Raw genomic sequence first — 20,334 nt, 5'->3', positions numbered from 1 at the left:
ATAAACCATATCAACTAATAGCTAAGTTACTAGTTTAAAGGTTAAGAACCAACCTAAGTTTACTCCACTTCCTTATAAAAAGTCAATTCATAATCTGGTAACAAATTAGGGTGCGTAATTTTTATCAAATCTTTTAGCACTAAGTCAGGTCGTACAGGAGAGAGTTCAAAGTAAATCAAACCACCAGTTTCACCTTTGTTGTGTCCGATAGAAAATATCTTATTATTGTTAAATGCATCAAACTCTTTGTAGTGAATATTTGCAGTAGTTAACTGTTCTTTGGTAGCATACAAGCCACAGTTAAACCAAAAATCAGCGTGTTGCCCTTTTTCCAATACGCTTTCAAAACTTAGTGGTAAACTACCGGTTCCTTTCGTGCCTTTCCATAAGTAATTTAAGTTCGCATCGTTATAAAACGAAGCAATAAAACTTTCACCAGCAGGAACATTCCAAACATCTTTAAACATGCTTCCAGATAAAATGGTAGGCTGTTTATCGCTGTTTTTAGCAATTTCTTTCGCTTTTAGGTATTCCTTTTCTATGTTGTTGAAAATACTGTCTGCTTCCTTTTCTTTTCCGTATAAAGCACCAAAAAGTTTAATCCATTCCGCTCTTCCTAAAGGGGTTTCTTCCAACCAATCTCCATTAAAAATGACAGGAATACCTGTTTTTTTGATGTTTTGGTATAGTTTCGTATTTGGATGCAAAGCAAAACCAATAACTAACTCAGGTTCAATATCAATCAACTTTTCGGTATTCATGTCTTGTTCCAAGCCTAATTCAACAATCTTACCTTCTTTAATTCTATTTCTTGTTCTTTTAGAAGAAATATATTTGGTGTGCGGAAAACCAACAATGGTGTTTTCAGCATTCAAAAGTTCTAGCATCGGAATATGAGTAGTGCTGGTAACTACTATTTTTTCAACAGGAACTTTAATTTCTTTTTTAGAAAGATTGGTTTTATTAGTAAGTGTGTAAGAAAAATATTCGTGCGAGCTCTGAAAAGCTTTTTTGATCACTAATTTTTTTTCTCCGTTTTCAGAGATGATATCAAATCCCTTGGCATACTTTACAGTGCTTTGGACAGGTTTCTTTTCGGTAGTTTTTTTAGTTTCTTGCTTAGATTGTGTGAACAGAAGTAATAAAGAAAAAATAAGTAAATAACGTTTCATAGTACTCTATTTTTATAGGTGGAAGGTTAGTGTATCTCCGTAGTTTAGTTTTAATTCAAATGATTTTTCCAACGGAATATTGTTCGTATAAGCCCAAAGACTTCTCATTACACCCGCATGGGTTACAAGTACTACTTTATGTAGGTTTTTTGCTTTTAAATCCGTTAAAAAATCGGTAGTTCTATTGTGTAAATCGATATAGGACTCTCCGTTTTTAGCAGGTGTTTTTACAAAATCGTTCATCCAAATATCGAGCTCTTTTTTATCAATATCGTTCCATTTTTGGAGTTCCCAATCACCAAAATCAAGTTCTTTTAATCGATCGTCAAAAATTACGTTAGCTGAAAGTTTTTCAGCCAAAAGCTTACAGCGTTGTAAGGGACTGCTGTAATACGTTACATCAGTATCGTTCACAGGAACTTTTTTTAGAATACTACTCACTTCTTCTTCAAAAGTAGTCGAAAGTTCTATATCTGCTTGACCATAGCATATACCTTTGGCAATTTCAGGTGTTGTGTGTCGTACTAAAAAAACTTCCATAAGGCAAGTAAACTTAAGTAAAAAACAATTTCAGCTACTTGTTGCAAAGCACCCGCACAATCTCCTGTTTGACCACCAATCCATTTTTTAAAAAAGTGCCCCATGTACAAATAGGTGAGTAATAAGGGAAGTAATACTAAAAATACCATTGGTTTTTGAAAGAAAAATAAGGGTGCTATTCCAAAAATAGCTGATATGAGTAGCGATTTACTACTCATTTGTTGGGTGGTTGGTTTTATTTTAGAACTGTCAATATCTCTTACATAGTCATGTGTGTATAGTAGAACAGTTGCGATAAATCGGCTAATACTGTGTCCTGAAATAATTACTAGAATTAAATTAACGGATAGGTTTTGTAAGTGATACAAAGCTAAAAACTTTATGGCTAGGATAAAGACCAAACCACTCACTCCGAAAGTTCCGAGTCTGGAATCTTTCATAATGGTTAAAATCTTTTCTTTGGTCCATCCACCACCAAAACCATCGCAAACATCGGCAAATCCATCTTCGTGAAAAGCTCCTGTAATCCAAATAGAACTAATCATACTAATTACAATCGCAATATCCGTAGGAAAAATATAAGAAGAGGCAAAATAAGCCAGTGCTGCAATACTTCCAACTACAATACCTACTAAAGAAAAATAACGACTGCTTTTGTTGAGTATTTCAGGAGAATGATTTACCCATTTTGGACACGGAATGCGTGTGAAAAACAATACAGCAGTTAAAAAATAATGGATTTGTCTTTTTATCATAACTAAGCTTCGCTAACATTGGCACTTTTAAAAGTCGCCATTTCGTTTAAAAAGTTCACACTCGATTGAATAATAGGAAATGCAACCGCACAACCTGTTCCTTCACCTAAGCGCAACCCTAAATTTAAAAGCGGTTCAGCGTTTAAAAATTCTAACATTTTTTGATGTCCTTGTTCTCCAGAATTATGACAGAAAATACAATAGTCTAGAATATCAGATTCCATGGCATGAGCTGCTAATAGGGCAGCAGTAACAATAAAACCATCAATAAGTAAGGTCATTTTTAAAGAAGCAGCTTCTAACATAGCTCCACACATCATTACAATTTCAAACCCACCAAAAGCAGTCAAAGCTTCCATAGGTGTTGAAATAGCTTCAATATGTAAGTTGTATACTTCACGTAATGTGTCAATTTTTGTTTGTAACCCTTTATCATCTACCCCAGTTCCTCTACCTACACATTTTTCAATAGGTGTATTGGTAAAATAACTCATTAACAAAGCCGCAGATGACGTATTGCTAATACCCATTTCACCAAAACCAATAACATTACAACCTTCACTATACACCTTTCTTACCAATTGTCTTCCTTTTTCTAAAGCTTCTTGGCATTGTTCTGAGGTCATAGCTTTGGTAATACTATAATCTTGTGTTCCTTTCGTTATTTTAGCATTGGTAAGTTGTGAATGTGCTTCAAAATCAGCATTCACACCAGCATCTACAATATTTAAAAGGATGTTATTTTGTTTACAAAATACATTAATAGCAGCACCTCCTTGCAAAAAGTTAAACACCATTTGTTGCGTAACTTCTTGTGGGTACGGACTCACTTTTCCTGTGGTAGCAATTCCGTGATCTCCTGCAAAAACCATAATAGTAGGTTTTGATAACACAGGGGTAGTGGTATTTTGAATTAATCCCACTTGCATGGCGATTTTTTCTAAATTACCTAAAGCACCAATAGGCTTGGTCTTGAAGTTAATTTCTTCTTGAAGTTCGTTCTGTAAATCTTTTGATAGAGGAGTTATTGTTGTTGTCATGTTTTATTTTAAAGTTAAAGGAAGTCCAGATACCATAAAAATGGCTTTATCAGCTAGTTTAGCTATATGTTGGTTAGTCCAGCCTTGTAGTTGTGTGAATTTTCTACCAGATTCAGAATTGGCATGTAATCCCATACCAATTTCATTAGAAATAATGATAATATTGGCGTCTATTTCAACCAATTTATTGATTTCTTCTTTGGCAATTTCTAATGCTTTTTCAATATCATATTTTGTGTCTACAAAGAAGTTCGTTAACCATAGTGTAACACAATCAACAACGACAGTTTGTTTTTCAGAAATCACTTTACTCAACCATTTTTCCTCTTCAACAGTGGTCCAGCGTTCATCTCTATCAGAAATATGTCTGTCAACTCGTTGCTTGAAATCTTCATCCCAAATACGAGAAGTGGCTAGGTAAATAGGGGTGTCAGATAAAGATTCGGCTAGCTTTTGAGCATAGCTACTTTTACCTGAGCGTTCACCTCCTGAGATATAATATATCATGAAATAGCATTTTATGTTGACACAAAGATTGGAAAGATTTTTAATAAAAAACAAATTAAAATAGAGAACTGTTTATTTTTGCTGAACTAAAACCACGAATTATGACAGTATCTTCTTTTATGCCAGCAGTAACTCAGATGATTTATGACATGGGCTTACAGAACTATTTAAACGGAATTACTTTTGAGTGTCCAGAAGTAGCTTTAAAAGAAAAAGAAGTAGCTGTTCGATATAAGTTAGAAGGAAAAGTGTTAACGAGTAAAGAAATAACGGCTATTTTTTCTAAAACCAAGGCAGAAGGGAAGACCTTGTATTATGTTGATGAACCTGTTTTAGAAAGTATAGCTCCAGATATTGTTTTTACACAAGATGTATGTGATGTTTGCCAGATAGATACAGAATCTGTGGCAAAATCAGCTTACAAACTGCCAAAGGTTCCAGAACTAATATCTATTACTCCGAACTCTTTAGAAGATGTTTTTGATAATGCGTTAACCATTGCAAAAGCTATGAAACAGGAAGCAGTAGGAGAGGCGTATGTAAGTGGGTTGAAAAAGCGTATTTATGATATTGTAGATGTGCAACGTGAACATAGAATCCAATCGAAAAGTGTGATGTTGTTAGAGTGGATTGATCCGTTGTTTAATTGCGGACACTGGATTCCACATCAAATAGGGTATGCTGGTGGAATAGATTTATTATCACATCCATCAGGAGATAGCATCGTAATTTCTTGGGATAAAATCGTAAAATACAATCCAGAGGTATTGATTATTGCTCCTTGCGGATACGGAATTGAGAGAACACTTGAAGATATGAAGTTTTTAGAAGAAAGAGAAGAATGGACGTCTTTAAGAGCGGTAAAAAACAAACAAGTGTACATTGCCGATTTTGCCATGTTTACACAGTCTTCTGCTGGTACTTTAGTAGAAGGAGTTGAATGTTTAGCAAAAATGATTCATCCAACGTATTATACACTTCCAGAAAACTTACAAACAAAATTCGCAAATTATCATGATTTGATGGTTGCTAATTTATAAGAATACTATACATTTGCCGTGATTTTTGGTTTTTCTTTAATCATCTATTAAAGAGAATTAAAAGGGAATTCGGTGCAAAACCGAAGCTGTTCCCGCAACTGTAAGCTATTAAGCTTGTAACAAATACTCAAACCACTGTTTTTTAAATGGGAAGGTATGTTGCAAGACGCAAGCCAGGAGACCTGCCAATTATTATAATTTAATTAAAACTTTCGGGATAAAAGTTTGGTAGAATATGGCTAAAAAAGTATTTACATTTTTTTCTTTTTTTTATGTGATTGTCCTAGTAGGACAAAATGATACTATTTCTTATCGGTTAGATGAAGTTATTATCAATGCTACAAAAAAACTAAAAGAAAACTCCATAGGTCAGCATGTGGTAAGTCTTTCAGACTCTGTGTTGACACGAAATATTGAATCATTTACTGATTTAATAAGATACAATTCATCAATTTATTTAAAGGAGTACGGAAAAGGAGGAACAAGTTCTGTGAGTTTTAGAGGTACAAGTGCTTCTAATACAGCTGTTGTATGGAACGGGATAAATATAAACTCTATAAACAATGGTCAAACAGGTTTTAATTCTTTAACAGTAAGCTTAAATGACGCGATTGATGTAAGAAAAGGAGGAGGAAGTATAGAATTTGGTTCAGGAGCAATAGGAGGAACGGTGCATTTAAATGATGTTTTAAATTACACAGAAGACTTTAATGTGAAAAATCAGTTTGTACTAACAGGAGGAAGTTACAATACATTCAATTCTCTTTTTAAGTCAAAAATCTCCAATTCAAAATATAGCATAGGAGTGGGAGTTTCTAGAAATTCTTCAGAAAATGATTTTAAATTGTTCAATTCTGAGTATAGAAATACCAATGGAGTTTATGAAAACTATGGAATTAACTTAGGCTTCGGATATAAATTCAATAATCAATCTGAATTAAAATTTTATAGTACAAGTTTTTCTGGTGAGCGTCATTTCTCAGGAACATTACCTAATCCAACTTCAGCAAGAGAAAAATATATAGACTCTAACCAAAGAAACTTATTGGTGTATGGTTTTGAAAAAGGAAAGTTAGAGCAAGAAGTTAAGTTAGCGTATTTAACACAGAAGTATCAATATTTCTCTAATAAGTTTTCTGATAATTTTAATTATGGAAAATCGAGAAGAGTAATAGCGTCGTACAACCTGAACTATAAACTTCCTAGAATTAAAGCAAAAATTTCATTTTTTTCAGAGTATGAATCTGCTTTTGGTAGTACAGATGTAATTAAAGAGAAAAATAGAAAACAATTTTCTCAGCACCTTGTTTATACACAAGATATACATAAAAATGTTTCCTTCAATGTTAAGTTAAGAAAGGATTTTAATTCTGATTATAAGGTTCCGTTTGTTTATGCTGCTGGTATAAAAGTAACGCCTATTTCGAAATGGTATGTAAGAGTTAACGGATCGAAAAATTATAGAGTACCAACCTATAACGACTTGTTTTGGCCAGGGCAAGGAAATGAAAATTTAATCCCAGAGACCTCTATTCAAGGAGAGGTAGGGTTAGGCTACTCAAACAAAGGTTTAAACTTTGATATGGGTGCTTACATGATTAACACAGAAGATAAAATTGTGTGGACTCCTTCTGGCGATCCAAACAGACCAGGAGTTTGGACTCCAATCAATTTAAATGAAACTCAGAACAAAGGTATAGAAGCTAGTTTGAGTTATAAAGTTCAAATAGGAGAATATAAATTTAATGCAAGCTCTAACTATTCTTATGTTTTAGCGAAAGATAGTGAGACAGACAAGTATTTAACTTTTGTGCCTAAACATTTATTGAATAGTAACTTATCGGTAAACTATAAAAAAGTGAATTTGTTTACTCAGTCACTTTTTAATGGAGCTGTGTATACTACAGAGGACAATTCTAATGATTTAATTGTTCCTAGCTTTTTTATAGTTAATGTGGGGACTGAGTATGAAATCCTTCAAACTCAAAAAAAACAATTACTATTAGGTATTAAGGTAAACAATGTATTAGGAGAAAAATATATGGTTATGCCTAGGAGGCCTATGCCACAGAGAAATTTTAACATAAACATCAATTATAAATTTTAACAAATGAAAATAACTAAATTATTAGGATTATTATTCTTAGGAGGTATCCTTTTTACGTCATGTAGTGATGATCCAACACCTAGTTTACCTAAAGGAGATTATGAAAACGGAATTTTGATTAGCGGTGAAGGAACTACAGCTGTTTCAGGATCTGTTTCTTTTGTATCTAATGATTTATCAATTGTAGAGAATACAATTTATAAAAAAGTAAATAATGCTGAGTTTGGAGAGTATGTTCAGTCTATAGCGTTTGACGACGATAGAGCTTATATAGTAGCTGATAACCAAAATACAGTAACAGTAGTAGATAGATATACTTTTGATAAAGCAGGAACTATTACAACAGGTTTGTCAAAACCAAGGTATATGACCGTAGTAGGAAATAAAGGTTATGTAACTAACTGGGGAGCTACAGATAATGATAATGATGATTTTGTTGCAATTGTAGACTTAAACTCTTTAGAAGTAGAAGGAAAAGTAGACGTAGCTTTAGGACCAGAAAGAATTATTGCTAAAAATGGAAAATTATATGTTTCTCATTTAGGAGCATTCGGAACAAATAATAAAGTAGTTGTAATTGATATTGCTACAAAATCAGTAGTGAAAGAAATAACAGTTAAAGATAACCCAGATGAATTATATGTAGACAGTTCAGGGAAGTTAGTAGTTTTATCTCAAGGAAAAACTATTTATGATGCAAGTTGGAATGTGGTAGGACACACATTAGCAGCTATTTCTTTTATAAATACAGCTAATAACGAGGTTGATTCGGAATTAGTTTTCAATGAAGGAGAGCATCCTTCTCAAATGGTTTTAGAAGGTAATAACATTTATTATAGTTTAGGAAATAACATTTATAAAACTGATGTAAACGCTACTACTTTACCAACATCTGAATTATTAACTACTGATGCAGGATACCTTTATGGTTTAGGAGTAAGAAATAACGAAGTTTTTGTATTAGACGCTAGCTTTTCAGGTAACAGTAAATTAAATATTTACGATTTATCAGCTAAAACTAAAAAAGATACTAAAGAAGTTGCCTTAGGAGCTTCAAAAATTTATTTTAATTAAGTCGTCCCCCAAAAAATGGGAAATATTGCTATGTGTAGTAAGCTCACCAATTTGGTGAGCTTATTTTTTTATAAAAACTTTTCTTGTATTTCTTTAGAAGGAATCATACAAGCTTCTTTTTTTCCAAACCACTTGTAGCGATTTTTAGCAATGTAGTCGTATACCAAATTTCTTAAACTCTCTGGAAATATCAAAAAAACTTGTGTTAGTTTCCATATCCCGCCAAAATCATTCATAATTCTTAGCGCAGCCGTAGATTTAATATCATAAGCAACATTTGGTTCATATAGTATAATAGAATCAATCTTTGAAGTATCTATCCCTAAATATTGTGTAATTTCTTTTCCTACAGCTGATTGAAGAGAGGTAAAAACAAACTGATTTTTAGTGTCATACTTTATCACTTTTAGCACACTATTGTTGCAGAAATTACACACACCATCAAATAAGATTACTTTTTTATTGCTAGGTATACTGTTCATTTATAAGTTTTTGCGAAAAAATAAAAGATTATATTGTAACATTATTCAAAAGTAAGCGTCTTGTAAGAAAGTAAATAGTGATTTAACAATAATTTAGAAGTAATTAGGTAAATCAGTATGTACTTTTATTTAAAAATTAACTAAAACTATGATTCGAATAGAAAATCTTCACAAATCTTATCCTATAGGAAAAGACTCACTTCATGTTTTAAAGGGATTGAATTTACATATAAAAGAAGGAGAATTTGTATCTATTATGGGATCTTCAGGTTCTGGTAAGTCTACTTTATTAAATATTGTAGGTTTGTTAGATACGCATGATGAAGGAAAATACTACTTAAACGGACAGTTAATTGAAAACTTAAATGAAAAGAAAGCCGCAGTATTACGTAATAAATTTTTAGGTTTTGTTTTTCAGTCATTTAACCTAATTTCATATAAAACTGCTTTAGAAAATGTTGCTTTACCATTATATTATAAAGGTATAGGAAGAAAAGAACGTTTAGAAATAGCTATGGAATATCTAGAAAAAGTTGGATTAAAAGACTGGGCAAATCATTTACCAAATGAACTTTCTGGAGGTCAAAAGCAGCGTGTAGCTATTGCTAGAGCATTGGCAACAAAACCTAAAGTTGTATTAGCTGATGAGCCAACAGGAGCATTAGATTCTGCAACAACCGATTCTGTAATGGACTTGTTAACAGAGATTAATAATGAAGGGATGACAGTTTTTGTAATTACTCACGAAGAAGAAGTAGCTGCGCAAACCAATAGAATTGTTCGACTAAAAGACGGAGTTATCATTAGTGATGAATTAACAGAAATGGCAACCAAAGTAAAAAACTCTAAAGCGGTATAATATGTTTGATATAGATCGTTGGAGAGAAATTTTTCAAAGTATAAGCAAGAACAAGCTACGTTCTGTTTTATCAGGATTTACTGTCGCTTTTGCCATTTTACTTTTTACCCTATTATTTGGAATTGTATCAGGATTACAAAATCAGTTTAAAACTGCTTTTGCAGATGATGCAACCAATGCGATGTTTGTAAGAGTATGGAAAACCTCAAAACCTTATAAAGGTTTACAAACAGGAAGAAGAATACAGTTAAAGAACAAAGATTTTGATTATGTTAAAGATGAATATGAAGATAAAATTCAACATTTAACAGCAAGAATATACAAGAGTGTAAACATAACATACAAAAACAATCAAAATAATTATCAGTTACGAGCAGTTCATCCAGATCATCAGTTTTTAGAAAAAACAATTATTGATGAAGGAAGATATATTAACGAGTTAGATTTAAAAAATAACGCAAAAGTTATCGTGATAGGTCGTCTTGTTAAACAAGACTTATTTGGAGAAAAACCTGCGTTGGGAAAAAGAGTAAATGTTGATGGAATTTCATATAAAGTAATCGGTATTTTTTCTGATGAGGGAGGTGATAACGAAGAGCGTTTAACCTATATGCCAGTTACGACTGCTCAAAAATTATATGGGAACAATGATTATATCAGTCAAATAAATATAGGCTATGATCCAAAATTAAACTTAGATCAAGCTATCACATTTGGAAATCGTTTAGAAAGAGATTTACGAAAAAAATTAGATATTCACCCTGATGATCAAAGTGCTTTATCGGTAAGAAACATGGCAGAAGCAAACAAAGGAATTAACCAATTTATGTTTGCCTTGTATTTCATTGTAATCTTTGTCGGCTCAGGAACTTTAATTGCAGGAATTATAGGAATTAGTAATATCATGATTTTTGTGATTAAAGAACGTACTAAAGAGTTCGGAATCCGTAAAGCATTAGGAGCAAAACCATCTTCAATAATTGGTATGGTAATTCAAGAATCAATCTTAATTACAACTATAGCAGGATACTTAGGGTTGAGTTTAGGAACTTATATATTGAGTGCTATAGGAGATAGTCTTGAAAAGTACTTTATAAAAGACCCAAGTGTAAGTCCAGGTATTGTAATAGGAGCTACTATCATATTAATCTTATCAGGATTAATTGCAGGGTATTTACCAGCAAAAAAGGCAGCACAAATTAAACCAATTGTAGCATTAAGAGCAGATTAATTATGAAGTTTTTATTTGATTCAGACACTTGGCAAGAAATTTACGGAAGTATTCGTAAAAATAAATTGAGAACGGGTATTACAATTGTAGGGGTACTATGGGGAATCTTCATTTTAGTAGTGTTATTAGGTGCTGCTCGTGGAATGGAGAACAATTTTAAAAGAATATTTGGAGATTTTGCAACCAACAGTGTTTTTGTGTGGACGCAGAGAACCGATATGCCTTTTAAAGGATTTCAAAAAGGAAGAAGATTTAGTCTAACATTTAAAGATATAGAGGTTCTTGAAAAAGAATATGCTAAAGAAATAAAGTTATTAGCACCTAGAAATCAAACAAACGGGACTATTGTTAAGGATTTTAAAACGGGAGATTTTCAGGTGAGTGGAGATTATCCAGTGTTAGATCGCGTACAGAAGAAAGATCTTATGTATGGACGTTTTCTTAATCAAAATGATATAAAGAATAACTCCAAGGTTTGTGTAATATCTGAGGATATGTACAAACAATTGTTTGATAAGAAAGAAATGCCTATTGGGCAGTATGTTAAAATTAGTAATGTAAATTATAAGGTTGTAGGGGTATATAAACCTTCCAACACCATAGATATTGATGGAGATACCGCTTATATTCCGTTTACAACTTTTCAAAAAGTATACAACACATCCAATAAAGTAGATTGGATGATGATTACAGCTAATGAAGGAGTAGATATCAAACAAATGGAAAAAGATATCTTATTAACATTAAAAAGCTTACATAAAGTACATCCAGAAGATAAACGAGCTTTTGGTAGTGTGAATTTAGGAGATCAGATAGATAAGTTAATGGGCTTTTTAACAGGAATGCAATTTTTAACTTGGTTTGTAGGAATAGCAACCTTAATAGCGGGAGTTTTTGCGATTGGTAATATCTTGTTAATTACCGTAAAAGAGCGTACTAAAGAAATCGGAATACGAAGAGCTTTAGGAGCAACACCAAGAAGTATTAGAAGACAAATCGTGCTAGAGTCGGTTTTTTTAACCACCGTAGCAGGAATGTTAGGAATTATTTTTGGAGGACTTGTGCTATTCCTATTAGATTTTACGGTAGGAAGTGGTGATGATCCAACATTAGTAAATCCAACCGTAAATATACCCATAGTTATGTTAGCATTTTTCATATTAGTTCTTTTAGGAACACTAATAGGATTAATACCTGCATACATGGCAACAGTAGTAAAACCAATCGAAGCATTAAGAGAAGAATAAAAAAAGAAATAATCAATTAATCATGAGCAAAAGAGCAAAAATTATTTTAGGAATCGTAGCACTATTATTTGTAGTCATCCTAATTTGGTTAGGAAAGAAAAATCAAAAAAGTGTGGTTACTTACGAAACGGAAAAACCATTTAAAACAACTATTGTTAAAAAAGCAGTAGCCACAGGAAAAGTTGTTCCTTTAGAAGAAGTTGAAATCAAACCTCAAATTGCAGGAATTATAGATAAGATTGTGGTTGAAGAAGGAGCAATTGTAAAAGCAGGAGATTTGTTAGCATCGGTAAGAGTTGTTCCTAACGAGCAATCGTTACAAAGTGCAAAAGGACGAATTAACTCTGTACAAATTCAGTTAAACAATGCTAAAATTCAGTACGAAAGAAATAAAAAACTTTTTGATAAAGGAGTTATTTCTAGTCAAGAGTTTGAAAACTCACAATTATCGTATAATCAAGCAAAAAATGATTTGAGAAATGCTCAAAACGATTATCAAATCATTAAAAAAGGTTCTGTTGGTTCAGCAGGAGCAAATACGAATATTAGAGCAACAACTTCTGGTATGGTGGTTGAAATCCCTGTAAAGAAAGGATACCAAGTTATTCAGTCTAACAATTTTAACGAAGGTACTACCATTGCTACGATTGCAGATATGGAAAAAATGATTTTTGAAGGACAGGTAGACGAGTCTGAAGTAGGGAAGTTGGTAAAAGGATCTAACATTGAAGTTTCATTAGGAGCTATTGAAAATAAAAAGTTCCCTGCGGTATTAAATTTTATTGCACCTAAAGGAACTGAAGAAAACGGAGCAGTACAGTTTAAAATTAAAGCAGATGTAAGCCTTGACGATAATTATTTTGTTAGAGCAGGGTATAGTGCCAATGCAGATATTGTTCTAGAAAAGAAAGACAGTGTTTTATCTATCAAAGAATCGTTATTACGTTTTGATAAGAAAACTGAAGAACCATATGTAGAGGTGAAAAAAGGAGAAGATGAATTTGAAAAGCGTGAGTTAAAATTAGGAGTTTCAGACGGAGTAAACATTGAAGTATTAGAAGGTGTTACTGCCGATGACGAGATCAAAATTTGGAACAAAGCATCGAAAGATGATGAAAAGAAAAACAACTAAGAAATTAGATAAGTAAAATAATCAATGAAGCAGTTCTTTTTAAGAGCTGCTTTTTCTTCCAAGCTATTGTATAATACACTAATAACTAAAAAAAGCCCGTTTGAGGTATCGTAAAAGAAAGAAAAACAATTTTTAGGTAAATTCGGGATGCTTATATTAAGTAAGCACTTAATTTGATTTAAGGGGAAAATCAAATTATTTTATTTAGGGGTAAAAAAAAGCAGCTCATTTGAGCTGCTTTTTTAATTGAGTTTTTATTTTATCCTTTATAAAAAGGTAATTTAACCACTTTTGCAGCTAATTGTTTTTTACGAACTTGAATAAAAATATCGCTATCAATTTTTGAGTTTTCAATAGTAACATATCCTAAACCAATTCCTTTTCCTAAAGATGGACTCATAGTACCTGAAGTAACACGACCAATGTTGTTTCCATCAGCATCAACAATCTCATAATCATGACGAGGAACACCACGCTCAGTTAATTCAAAAGCAACTAATTTACGAGTAACACCTGCTTCTTTTTGCGCTTTTAAAGCTTCAGAGTTTACAAAATCTTTAGTGAATTTAGTAATCCAACCTAAACCAGCTTCTAAAGGAGAAGTAGTATCGTCAATATCATTACCATATAAACAATATCCCATTTCTAAACGTAAAGTATCACGAGCTGCTAATCCGATAGGTTTAATACCCCAATCTTTTCCAGCTTCAAAAACCTTATTCCAAAGTTGCTCTACATCTTCATTTTTTACATATACTTCAAATCCACCAGAACCTGTATAACCTGTAGCAGAAACTACAACGTTAGGAATTCCTGCGAAATCGGTAATTTCAAAAGTATAGAATTTAATATTCGATAAATCAACTGAAGTTAACGATTGCATAGCTTCTGCTGCTTTTGGACCTTGAATAGCTAATAAAGACCACTCTTCAGAACGGTTTTCCATTTCAACATTTAAATCGTTGTGTTGAGAAATCCAGTTCCAATCCTTTTCAATATTAGAAGCATTTACCACTAACATGTACTCATTTTCAGCTATCATGTAAATAATTAAATCATCTACAATACCACCATCGTTATTTGGCATACAGCTATATTGAGCTTTTCCTGGAGTTAATTTAGAAGCATCGTTAGAAGAAACTTTTTGAATTAAAGCCAACGCATTTTCTCCTTTTAAGAAGAACTCACCCATATGACTTACATCAAAAACACCAACCCCTTTTCTAACAGTTTCGTGTTCAATAGTTACTCCTTCGTATTGCACAGGCATATTGTATCCCGCAAAAGGAACCATTTTTGCTCCTAAAGCTTCATGTACATGTGATAAAGCTGTATTTTTCATTCTTAAGTATGTTTGTTTAAAAAGTGTTGCTAAAGTATTGAAAAATTAGCAAACAAAAGGGACGGATGTGTTTAATATTATAGAATGATATTACCCAAATGTTTGTTAATATTTTCTTGATCTTCTTTAAGAGTGGTAGATTTGAGAAAAGATTAAAGAAAAGTAATTGTTGTAATGTGTCAGTATTTGAAACGACAATTCTACCTAAAAAATAATTTGATGAAACTTAATAGAAAAACAATTTCCAATATCATATTTGTAATCTTAATAGGATTACTATTATATCCACCAACCAAAGTATATTTTATTCGATTAGTTTCTTTTGCTCCGTCAACTATTACTGAGGATAAAAGAGTAGAATTAGTAGATTATAACTGGAAATTAAAAGGATTAAATACAGAGACTGTTGATTTTAACTCGTTAAAGGAAAAAGTAGTGTTTGTAAATTTTTGGGCTACTTGGTGTCCACCTTGTGTAGCTGAAATGCCAAGTATTCAAAAGTTATACGATGATTATAAAGATAAGGTAGCGTTTGTTTTCATAAGTAATGAAGATTGGACAACAATTGATACTTTTTATAAAGAAAAAGGCTATGATTTACCAACTTATAATATTTTATCGAAAGTACCAGATCAACTAGTGAGTAATTCCATTCCTGCGACATTTGTTATTGATAAAAACGGAACTATAGTAGTAGATAAAAAAGGACCTGCCGATTGGAATAGTGATAAAATTAGAAAGTTATTAGACGAATTACTACAATAGAACATTTACCTTTGTAACATGAGTCAAGAACAACCAAATAATCCGCTTCACGGAATAAAACTCGCCACAATTTTAGAAGAATTATACCTAGAGTATGGTTGGGAAGAAATGGGAGAAATGTTGAATATAAATGTCTTTAAAAAGAATCCAACCTATACATCGAGTTTAAAGTTTTTAAGAACAACACCTTGGGCAAGAGCCAAAGTAGAAAAGCTGTACTTAGAAATGATTAGCGAATAATTTTTTTAAAACTGCACTTGTTTTTTCATTTTAAAGAAGTCATAAATACGTAAATTTTGATGTTTAAAATGTACTCATTTTTGTGTAGTTTTGATATTAGATGAAGAAAACTACTTTTTACATACTTCCTGTTTTATTTCTGCTAATTATTTCTTGTTCCAAAACAGTAAAGGAACAAGCTTTAACTATGAAAGATGTTTTTCCTACACAGAAAAATACAGATTCTACTTTTGTTTTTGCTTTAGATACAATTATTAGTTTCAAAAACTACATAGAAAAATGCGAGTATTATGAGGAGATTGCTAACAAGAAACAGTATGTAAGAACACAAAATAATGACATACCCTTAAATATTAATTTTTTTATAAAGTGTCATTTGCCAACTTTTTGTCCTAAAGAAAAAAATACAATTATACTAGAAGGGGATTTTAAAGAGAATAAAACACTTTTTTTTCATGAAGATGAAAAAGTTCTTAGTGTTAAAAATTTTGAAGAGTATTTAAATAAACAGTTGTTAAATTGGGGAAAAGATTATGGCTATTCTTATAGTCCTGATAGAAGTATTATTCTTCTTAGGTATCGTGATTTAACAGATAAATCAAAAAACAGGTTGAATAGTGTGTTAGATACTATCTCAGTGTCTTATTTCAATTTTATTAGAAGTTTTAAAAATGATAATCTAGATTCATTAAAAAGTGTATATCCTCTTCAAATACTATTAGAAAAAGATTTTAGGCAGTTTGATGAGAATGGAAATCTTATACATTTACCTCGACCCCCACAACCAGCTCCAATAGAAATAGTAGAATAATGCCACATTTCATTGACGTCATATTACCGATTCCACTACAAAAAGCATTTACCTATGTGGTAACTGAAGCGGAAGCTTCTTTTTTAAAAAAAGGAATGCGTGTAGCTGTTTCCTTCGGAAAAAGTAAGATTTATACTGCCTTGGTGTTTAACATTCATCAAACAGCACCCGAACTATACGAAGCCAAAGACATTCATCAAATTTTAGATGACCGTCCTATTGTTAATGAACGTCAGTTACAGCATTGGCAATGGCTTTCGAGCTATTATATGTGTTCGTTGGGAGATGTGTATAGAGCTGCGTTACCGTCAGCATTTTTGTTAGAAAGTGAAACCATTATTTATAAAAATGAAGAATTCACAGAGGAAACTATGTTGACAGATGATGAATTTTTAATTTTTGAAGCCTTACAGCATCATTCACAATTAACCATTCACCAGGTTTCGGATATTTTAGGTAAGAAAACAGTGCTACCAACCATTAATGGTTTAATTGAGAAAAGCGCGGTATATATCAAAGAAGAAATTTACGAAACCTATAAACCTAAGTTGGTAAAATATGTGCGTTTGCATAATAATTATGCTTCAAACGAAGGCTTACAAGGGCTTTTAGACGAGCTTTCAAGAGCTAAAAAGCAACGCGATGCTGTGTTGACATATTTTCAATTAGCAGCTTCTAAAAAGCCTATAAAAGCAAAGGATTTAGAAGAACAATCGGGAGCTTCTTCCGCAGTTTTAAAAGCCTTGGTTGATAAAGATATTTTTGAGTTTTACCATATTCAAACCGATCGAATCAATTATCAAGGAGAAACGAATCAGATTAAAGAGTTGAATGAATTTCAACAGGAAGCGTTTACGCAAATAAAAACTTCTTTTGAAACTCAAAATGTAAGTTTGTTACACGGAGTTACAGGATCTGGTAAAACAGAAATTTATGTAAAATTGATAAAAGAAGTGATTGCAGAAGGAAAGCAAGTCTTGTTTTTGTTGCCTGAGATAGCTTTGACTACGCAAATTATTACCCGTTTACAAAACTATTTTGGGAATTTGATCTCGGTATTTCACTCTAAATATTCCATGAACGAACGTGTAGAGGTGTGGAATAATGTGTTGGAAAACAAACCCAAAGCTCAAATTATTTTAGGAGCGCGTTCTTCGGTTTTTTTACCTTTTTCAAATTTAGGATTGATTGTAGTTGATGAAGAGCACGAAACTTCATATAAACAATTTGAACCATCACCACGTTACAATGCGCGTGATGCTGCGGTAGTTTTAGGACATTTACACAAGGCTAAAGTGTTATTGGGTTCAGCAACTCCGTCGTTAGAAAGTTACTTTAATGCGAAACAAAACAAATACGGATTTATTGAATTAAAACGTCGTTTTGGAAATATTCAGTTACCTAAAATTGAATTAATAGACATTAAAGAGAAGCACCGAAAAAAGGAAATGACAGGTCATTTTTCTGATCGTTTGCTGAAAATGATTACCGAAGCTTTAGACGAAAAAGAACAAGTTATCTTATTTCAAAATCGACGTGGATTTTCGCCTGTGGTAGAGTGTACTACTTGTGGAGTTTCTCCGCATTGTCCGAATTGTGATGTGAGTTTAACCTACCATAAATACCGAAACGAGTTAAAATGTCACTATTGCCATTACCAACGTGCGATGCCGAATAGTTGCGGTGCTTGTGGAAGCGCTACTTTAGACACCAAAGGTTTTGGAACGGAACAAATAGAATTAGAACTCAAAGAGCTATTTCCGAACCATACCATTGGTAGAATGGATTTGGATACCACACGAGGTAAATATGGTTATCAGAAAATTATTGGTGCTTTTGAAGCCCAAGAGATTGATATTTTAGTTGGAACACAAATGCTTTCTAAAGGATTGGATTTTGACAATGTTTCTTTGGTGGGAATTTTGAATGCGGATTCGATGCTAAACTTCCCTGATTTTAGAGCACACGAGCGTGCTTTTCAATTGATGGTACAAGTATCGGGTAGGGCAGGACGTACTAAAAAACAAGGGAATGTAGCCATACAAACCTACAATCCGTATCATCAAATTTTACAGCAGGTTTCTACGACCAATTATACTGAAATGTACCAGGAACAGCTACAAGACCGTTGGCAGTTCCATTATCCGCCGTATTATCGTTTGATAAAAATTACGCTGAAACATAAGGATTATACCAAGGTAGATAGCGGTATCAACTGGTTAGCGAAAGCCTTACAAAATGTATTTCATGAAAATGTATTGGGACCTTCGGCACCTGCGGTTTCTCGTATTAGAAACCAGTATATTAAGAATTTGGTGATTAAAATTCCGCCCAAACAATCCTTAGGAAAAACAAAAGAGCAATTACAAAAAATTAAAAATATTTTTGAAGCCGTAAAAGATTTTAGACCCATCCGCTTTATTATTGATGTGGATGCTTATTAGAAGTTTCGCTAACGGACTTGAGAGCAAAAGGACGCTAGTTTTTAAGATTAAGACAAAACCTAATTTTTTTAAAACTTTTCTATTCTAAAAGCCAAATTTAAAAATTGGTGGTATTCTTAAATAAGCATAAACCTTTAGATTTAGTACTTATTAGTTATGTTTTATACACCATGTTAGGTGATATTTTATTTCTCAACTTGCTTTCTTTTAATTGTATCATAAAAACCTTTTACTGTTAGACCTGTTTCAGCCAATAATTTTTCAATTAGATCTTCATTTACTCCTAAAACTCTGTAAACATTAATTTTAATAACTGTTTCAATAAAAATTGAAGCATAATACATATCAAGTTTATTAAAAACTTTTTTGGTTGAACTTCTATGAACTAAGTAGTTTCTTGATTTAACAATTTTAGTTATATATTCTTCAGTATTCAATTCTTTTGGTAAAATTTTAGAAAAATCTGATTGAAAATCTAGTAATCTTTTTCTAAAGTTAGGTTCGTTAATATGCGCTAAATTGTTTGAAATTAACTCTTTAATATTTGTTTCTTGAATTGAATCTAATATTCCTTTTTTAATTTCTTTAAATTCATCTTTATTAAATAATTTATAGTTTTTAAAACGTCTATGGAATGTCTCAATAGAGAAACAATTATTCAAAAAATAGTTTTCATCACTAAGTTTAGTGTTAATAGACTTTTCTAAAATTAATTCAATACTTATATGAAGATCTTCTTTTTCAAACCAATTGTGAATAATATTGTTCAAATTAGGTTTAATGTCCTCAAATTTGATTCTAGGATTCATTGGGGATGGAGACCCTAAAGAATTGTTACCTATCCAATATAAGGTTACAGGTTTTTTATTTTCTTTATAGAAATTTGTACTATCAATTTTAGTACTTTTATTACTTAGAATAAAAAGAATTTTCTTTAATTCTCCTATTAAATCTAAATAGTCCCAAATATTGATATCACCATTTGAAGATTTGATTTTTAATCCAACATTTTCTTTTATAGTAATTTGATTGTTTTCTATTTTATAGTTTATCTCATTAGAAGAAAAAATTTCAATTGAGAAATTATCAGAATTATATATTTCAATAATGTCAGTATCTTCAATAGTTAATTTTCTGTCTGTGAAAAGATTATTGTTTATTGTTGAAATTTTAGTCCAATCAAGCAATCCAGTCATTTCAATACTTACTCTATCGAAATAAAAGGATTCAGGGTTCTTGATAAATTCACCTTTGAATAAATAATCAGCACTAAATTTTCTAACGTCAGCCCCAGCTCCACTTGATGTCCCTATATTTTGACAGTTTACTAAAGTTACTCTTCCAAAACCATTAAAAACACCAATTATAGTTTTTATAATTCCATAATATGTCTTGTTTGAAGAAAATTCAATTTCTATTCTTTCATTAGAAATTGAAAGTCGAACGAAATCAATAGATTCATTCTCATCAAAGGGCGATACTATTTTTCCTATATAATTCTCCATTGATTTTTCAAATTGAACTAAACTCGTTTGAGAATATGAAT

19 protein-coding genes and 1 riboswitch are annotated in these 20,334 nt (G+C 31.8%); of the genes, 11 read left to right on the top strand and 8 right to left on the bottom strand.

What is annotated here, in order from left to right; translation table 11 throughout:
* Window positions 1–59: 59 nt before the first annotated feature.
* Genes ACKTSU_RS07625 through ACKTSU_RS07605 form a run of 5 tightly spaced genes read right to left on the bottom strand, consistent with a single transcriptional unit; the run spans window position 60 to window position 4,014 of the window.
* The gene (locus ACKTSU_RS07625; RefSeq protein ID WP_408035779.1) at window positions 60–1,172 is read right to left on the bottom strand and encodes an ABC transporter substrate-binding protein; all 1,113 of its coding nucleotides are present in this window, start codon (window positions 1,170–1,172) and stop codon (window positions 60–62) included.
* 12 nt (window positions 1,173–1,184) lie between these two features.
* Window positions 1,185–1,712 carry an alpha-ribazole phosphatase gene (gene cobC / locus ACKTSU_RS07620; protein WP_408035777.1) on the bottom strand — a complete coding sequence of 176 codons (528 nt, stop codon included), beginning with the start codon at window positions 1,710–1,712 and terminating at the stop codon, window positions 1,185–1,187.
* Window positions 1,697–2,467: an adenosylcobinamide-GDP ribazoletransferase gene (locus tag ACKTSU_RS07615; protein WP_408035775.1), complete on the bottom strand. Its 771-nt coding sequence runs from the start codon at window positions 2,465–2,467 to the stop codon at window positions 1,697–1,699. Before ACKTSU_RS07615 ends, cobC begins: the two co-directional genes overlap by 16 nt.
* A 2-nt stretch (window positions 2,468–2,469) precedes the next feature.
* Window positions 2,470–3,507 (bottom strand): nicotinate-nucleotide--dimethylbenzimidazole phosphoribosyltransferase, encoded by a 1,038-nt coding sequence (cobT, locus tag ACKTSU_RS07610; protein WP_408035773.1) that lies wholly within the window; start codon window positions 3,505–3,507, stop codon window positions 2,470–2,472.
* A 3-nt stretch (window positions 3,508–3,510) separates the two neighbouring features.
* A complete protein-coding gene (locus ACKTSU_RS07605; protein ID WP_408027452.1) occupies window positions 3,511–4,014 on the bottom strand; it encodes a bifunctional adenosylcobinamide kinase/adenosylcobinamide-phosphate guanylyltransferase in 504 nt (167 codons plus the stop codon).
* Window positions 4,015–4,115: 101 nt separating this feature from the next.
* Between ACKTSU_RS07605 and ACKTSU_RS07600 the strand changes: the two genes are divergently transcribed.
* The 3 genes from ACKTSU_RS07600 (at window position 4,116) to ACKTSU_RS07590 (ending at window position 8,235) form a co-directional block, all read left to right on the top strand.
* Window positions 4,116–5,054 (top strand): ABC transporter substrate-binding protein, encoded by a 939-nt coding sequence (locus tag ACKTSU_RS07600; protein WP_408035771.1) that lies wholly within the window; start codon window positions 4,116–4,118, stop codon window positions 5,052–5,054.
* A 9-nt stretch (window positions 5,055–5,063) separates the two neighbouring features.
* Window positions 5,064–5,258, top strand: a riboswitch (cobalamin riboswitch).
* 31 nt (window positions 5,259–5,289) lie between these two features.
* Entirely contained in the window at window positions 5,290–7,161 is a 1,872-nt protein-coding gene (locus ACKTSU_RS07595) for a TonB-dependent receptor domain-containing protein (protein WP_408035769.1), read from the top strand.
* A 3-nt stretch (window positions 7,162–7,164) separates the two neighbouring features.
* Window positions 7,165–8,235, top strand: coding sequence for a YncE family protein (locus ACKTSU_RS07590; protein WP_408035768.1), 1,071 nt, complete (start codon window positions 7,165–7,167; stop codon window positions 8,233–8,235).
* 68 nt (window positions 8,236–8,303) lie between these two features.
* Here the strand turns inward: ACKTSU_RS07590 and ACKTSU_RS07585 are convergent, their stop codons facing one another.
* Entirely contained in the window at window positions 8,304–8,717 is a 414-nt protein-coding gene (locus ACKTSU_RS07585) for a thiol-disulfide oxidoreductase DCC family protein (protein WP_408035767.1), read from the bottom strand.
* A 148-nt stretch (window positions 8,718–8,865) separates the two neighbouring features.
* Here ACKTSU_RS07585 and ACKTSU_RS07580 point away from each other — a divergent pair, with 148 nt between their 5' ends.
* Genes ACKTSU_RS07580 through ACKTSU_RS07565 form a run of 4 tightly spaced genes read left to right on the top strand, consistent with a single transcriptional unit; the run spans window position 8,866 to window position 13,186 of the window.
* On the top strand, window positions 8,866–9,576 hold the full coding sequence (locus tag ACKTSU_RS07580; RefSeq protein WP_408035766.1) for an ABC transporter ATP-binding protein: 711 nt from the start codon (window positions 8,866–8,868) through the stop codon (window positions 9,574–9,576).
* A 1-nt stretch (window position 9,577) separates the two neighbouring features.
* Complete coding sequence (locus ACKTSU_RS07575; protein WP_408035765.1) at window positions 9,578–10,807, top strand: ABC transporter permease; 1,230 nt, start codon at window positions 9,578–9,580, stop codon at window positions 10,805–10,807.
* A 2-nt stretch (window positions 10,808–10,809) separates the two neighbouring features.
* Window positions 10,810–12,054 carry an ABC transporter permease gene (locus ACKTSU_RS07570; RefSeq protein WP_408035764.1) on the top strand — a complete coding sequence of 415 codons (1,245 nt, stop codon included), beginning with the start codon at window positions 10,810–10,812 and terminating at the stop codon, window positions 12,052–12,054.
* Window positions 12,055–12,076: 22 nt separating this feature from the next.
* On the top strand, window positions 12,077–13,186 hold the full coding sequence (locus ACKTSU_RS07565; RefSeq protein ID WP_408035763.1) for an efflux RND transporter periplasmic adaptor subunit: 1,110 nt from the start codon (window positions 12,077–12,079) through the stop codon (window positions 13,184–13,186).
* Window positions 13,187–13,445: 259 nt separating this feature from the next.
* On the opposite strand, the gene gcvT is transcribed toward ACKTSU_RS07565, so the two are convergent.
* Entirely contained in the window at window positions 13,446–14,528 is a 1,083-nt protein-coding gene (gcvT, locus tag ACKTSU_RS07560) for a glycine cleavage system aminomethyltransferase GcvT (protein WP_408035762.1), read from the bottom strand.
* Between the two features lie 219 nt (window positions 14,529–14,747).
* Here gcvT and ACKTSU_RS07555 point away from each other — a divergent pair, with 219 nt between their 5' ends.
* The 4 genes from ACKTSU_RS07555 to priA all read left to right on the top strand — a co-directional run bounded on the left by ACKTSU_RS07555 (window position 14,748) and on the right by priA (window position 18,788).
* Window positions 14,748–15,293, top strand: coding sequence for a TlpA family protein disulfide reductase (locus tag ACKTSU_RS07555; protein ID WP_408035761.1), 546 nt, complete (start codon window positions 14,748–14,750; stop codon window positions 15,291–15,293).
* Window positions 15,294–15,311: 18 nt separating this feature from the next.
* Window positions 15,312–15,533 (top strand): VF530 family protein, encoded by a 222-nt coding sequence (locus ACKTSU_RS07550; protein ID WP_274635339.1) that lies wholly within the window; start codon window positions 15,312–15,314, stop codon window positions 15,531–15,533.
* A 187-nt stretch (window positions 15,534–15,720) separates the two neighbouring features.
* Complete coding sequence (locus ACKTSU_RS07545; protein ID WP_408035760.1) at window positions 15,721–16,344, top strand: hypothetical protein; 624 nt, start codon at window positions 15,721–15,723, stop codon at window positions 16,342–16,344.
* Complete coding sequence (gene priA, locus ACKTSU_RS07540; protein WP_408035759.1) at window positions 16,344–18,788, top strand: replication restart helicase PriA; 2,445 nt, start codon at window positions 16,344–16,346, stop codon at window positions 18,786–18,788. The genes ACKTSU_RS07545 and priA overlap by 1 nt, the downstream gene beginning before the upstream one ends.
* Window positions 18,789–18,973: 185 nt before the next feature.
* Here the strand turns inward: priA and ACKTSU_RS07535 are convergent, their stop codons facing one another.
* Window positions 18,974–20,293, bottom strand: coding sequence for an ApeA N-terminal domain 1-containing protein (locus ACKTSU_RS07535; protein ID WP_408035758.1), 1,320 nt, complete (start codon window positions 20,291–20,293; stop codon window positions 18,974–18,976).
* Window positions 20,294–20,334 lie beyond the last annotated feature (41 nt).

The organism is Tenacibaculum aestuarii, assembly GCF_964510395.1.
In the GTDB taxonomy this organism is placed as follows: Bacteria; Bacteroidota; Bacteroidia; order Flavobacteriales; family Flavobacteriaceae; genus Polaribacter; species Polaribacter aestuarii.
This window is presented reverse-complemented; position numbering and strand designations above follow the sequence as displayed.

Excerpts from the sequence above, each read along its gene's own strand:
- ACKTSU_RS07625 (WP_408035779.1), bottom strand. The coding sequence starts at position 1,172 with ATGAAACGTTATTTACTTATTTTTTCTTTATTACTTCTGTTCACACAA.
- cobC (WP_408035777.1), bottom strand. The coding sequence starts at position 1,712 with ATGGAAGTTTTTTTAGTACGACACACAACACCTGAAATTGCCAAAGGT.
- ACKTSU_RS07615 (WP_408035775.1), bottom strand. The coding sequence starts at position 2,467 with ATGATAAAAAGACAAATCCATTATTTTTTAACTGCTGTATTGTTTTTC.
- cobT (WP_408035773.1), bottom strand. The coding sequence starts at position 3,507 with ATGACAACAACAATAACTCCTCTATCAAAAGATTTACAGAACGAACTT.
- ACKTSU_RS07605 (WP_408027452.1), bottom strand. The coding sequence starts at position 4,014 with ATGATATATTATATCTCAGGAGGTGAACGCTCAGGTAAAAGTAGCTAT.
- ACKTSU_RS07600 (WP_408035771.1), top strand. The coding sequence starts at position 4,116 with ATGACAGTATCTTCTTTTATGCCAGCAGTAACTCAGATGATTTATGAC.
- ACKTSU_RS07595 (WP_408035769.1), top strand. The coding sequence starts at position 5,290 with ATGGCTAAAAAAGTATTTACATTTTTTTCTTTTTTTTATGTGATTGTC.
- ACKTSU_RS07590 (WP_408035768.1), top strand. The coding sequence starts at position 7,165 with ATGAAAATAACTAAATTATTAGGATTATTATTCTTAGGAGGTATCCTT.
- ACKTSU_RS07585 (WP_408035767.1), bottom strand. The coding sequence starts at position 8,717 with ATGAACAGTATACCTAGCAATAAAAAAGTAATCTTATTTGATGGTGTG.
- ACKTSU_RS07580 (WP_408035766.1), top strand. The coding sequence starts at position 8,866 with ATGATTCGAATAGAAAATCTTCACAAATCTTATCCTATAGGAAAAGAC.
- ACKTSU_RS07575 (WP_408035765.1), top strand. The coding sequence starts at position 9,578 with ATGTTTGATATAGATCGTTGGAGAGAAATTTTTCAAAGTATAAGCAAG.
- ACKTSU_RS07570 (WP_408035764.1), top strand. The coding sequence starts at position 10,810 with ATGAAGTTTTTATTTGATTCAGACACTTGGCAAGAAATTTACGGAAGT.
- ACKTSU_RS07565 (WP_408035763.1), top strand. The coding sequence starts at position 12,077 with ATGAGCAAAAGAGCAAAAATTATTTTAGGAATCGTAGCACTATTATTT.
- gcvT (WP_408035762.1), bottom strand. The coding sequence starts at position 14,528 with ATGAAAAATACAGCTTTATCACATGTACATGAAGCTTTAGGAGCAAAA.
- ACKTSU_RS07555 (WP_408035761.1), top strand. The coding sequence starts at position 14,748 with ATGAAACTTAATAGAAAAACAATTTCCAATATCATATTTGTAATCTTA.
- ACKTSU_RS07550 (WP_274635339.1), top strand. The coding sequence starts at position 15,312 with ATGAGTCAAGAACAACCAAATAATCCGCTTCACGGAATAAAACTCGCC.
- ACKTSU_RS07545 (WP_408035760.1), top strand. The coding sequence starts at position 15,721 with ATGAAAGATGTTTTTCCTACACAGAAAAATACAGATTCTACTTTTGTT.
- priA (WP_408035759.1), top strand. The coding sequence starts at position 16,344 with ATGCCACATTTCATTGACGTCATATTACCGATTCCACTACAAAAAGCA.
- ACKTSU_RS07535 (WP_408035758.1), bottom strand. The coding sequence starts at position 20,293 with ATGGAGAATTATATAGGAAAAATAGTATCGCCCTTTGATGAGAATGAA.